3 protein-coding genes are annotated in these 1,773 nt (G+C 37.8%); 2 read left to right on the forward strand and 1 reads right to left on the reverse strand.

The features are described 5' to 3' along the window. Window positions 1-296 precede the first annotated feature (296 nt). Complete coding sequence (locus tag H5072_RS21340) at window positions 297-485, forward strand: hypothetical protein (RefSeq protein ID WP_259395987.1); 189 nt, start codon at window positions 297-299, stop codon at window positions 483-485. A 67-nt stretch (window positions 486-552) separates the two neighbouring features. After that, window positions 553-711 (forward strand): hypothetical protein, encoded by a 159-nt coding sequence (locus tag H5072_RS21345; protein WP_240915877.1) that lies wholly within the window; start codon window positions 553-555, stop codon window positions 709-711. 2 nt (window positions 712-713) lie between these two features. Here the strand turns inward: H5072_RS21345 and H5072_RS18530 are convergent. After that, window positions 714-1,773: diguanylate cyclase (locus H5072_RS18530; RefSeq protein ID WP_182694400.1), on the reverse strand; the 1,060-nt coding region annotated here is incomplete at its 5' end.

Consider the following 1,773-nt stretch of genomic DNA (forward strand, 5'->3'; position numbering starts at 1 on the left):
TAAGTATAGACACCTAGACTTAATTTCAGCTCTCATATTTTATTGTTATTTATGCTGCTTAAACTCATAATTGCACCTTTGCTTATTTTACTAATAACATTCGCCCAAAAACGCTTTGGTAGTTTTGTTAGCGGCATAATTCCTGGTTTGCCTATTACCTCTGGCCTATTTCTTATTTTATAGCATTAGAACAAGGTAAATTATTTGCAGCTAACTCAGCGGTGGCCTCTCTTTATGGTATGAGCGGTATAGGCTTATTTTGTTTTAGTTACTTGGTTGTTTCACAAAGATTTGGAATGCTTAAATCGCTTTTTACAGCGTTGAGTATTTGGTGTGTATTTAGCGTTATTACTTTATTTTTACCAGTGAATATTATTGTGGCGAGGGTGATTTCGCTTTGTATTTTACTCGGTTTAGCTATTATCTCTACAAGGCTAAATATATCAGTTGATGCAAAACCATTAAATGCCCGCTGGGAGCTTTAGGTAAAATGATATTAGTGACGGGCTTTATCGTACTTGTTACGTTTATATCACAGCATATAGGGTCTGCGTGGAGCGGTTAATCTCTACCTTTCCGGTTATTTTAGCGGTAATGGGTAGTGTTGCCCACTTTATTGGCAAACAAGCCTCAACGTTATTTACTATTATTTTTAGCCACTATATAAACCGTAAGCAGTTTGCTAAGCCAGCTACGGTTTTAAATACTTAAAGCTAGCTATCAACTAAAGTGAGCGGCTTTACTTTACGCTGTAGTTTTTCATGATACATAGCGGTGTCGCCGGCTTTTAAAATTTCGTCAATATTTTTAGGAGGCTCACTAAATACGCTGCTACCAATGCTTGCCTTTATAGCAATAGGCTGGTCGTTATGCGTGATGGCGAGTTTATCTAACTCTATTTTTAGATGGTGTGTTTTTGGGCTTACTTGCGCTTTGCTGTAAAAGTGGGCAAGTACTACAAATTCATCGCCGCCTAAGCGGCCGACTGCATCGCTGGTGCGTACAATACTTTTTAAACTGGCGGCTACTTTACATAAAGCTTCATCGCCTACGGCATGCCCATAATTGTCGTTTATCTGTTTAAAGTCATCTAAATCTATATACATTAAACATAAAACTCCGCCTTTTTTTGCATGCAGCTCAATCAGCTCTGATGATTTTTTACCCCAGCCACGGCGGTTTAAAATGCCACAAAGGTGATCGTAATCGGCTTCGGTTTCGGCGCGTTTTTGTGCGATTCGCATACGGCTAATACGCCTAGAAACAGCTACTGCTAGTAAAAATGACTCCACAGCGAAAGCCAAAATAAATCCGTAACGTTGCATAAATGGGCTTTGATTAATAAGTAATACTCTAAATATCATGCTTACGAGCACCAAGCTCAATGCTACAAAAACAAGCGTTGCTTCGCGTATTCCTTTGCGAGCCTGTTGTGCCGCTAAAACAAAAATAACAGTCACAATAATTAATGAGCCGTAAGCCATGATGTTGCCAGCTATTTGCCAAATCAAAGTGTTACTGAACAATATTTTTATTAAAGAAAAGCACATAACAATACCGGCCATAATTTTTAAAATCTTACTTGTTTTTGGCCATCTATTGTTTAGTTCAAGTAATGCGCACATAAACCATGTAGCACTGAGTACTGTTAAACCTATGCTGAGTAAGTATAAATCAAATAGGAGTGATGAAACGTGGTCAGTTATAAATAAATAGAGTTGGCCTTCTTGAAGCAAAATAAAGCTGCCAATACAAAAAATATAAGCGCTGTAT

This window comes from Pseudoalteromonas sp. SR45-5 (genome assembly GCF_014163565.1).
Taxonomy (GTDB): Bacteria; Pseudomonadota; Gammaproteobacteria; order Enterobacterales; family Alteromonadaceae; genus Pseudoalteromonas; species Pseudoalteromonas distincta.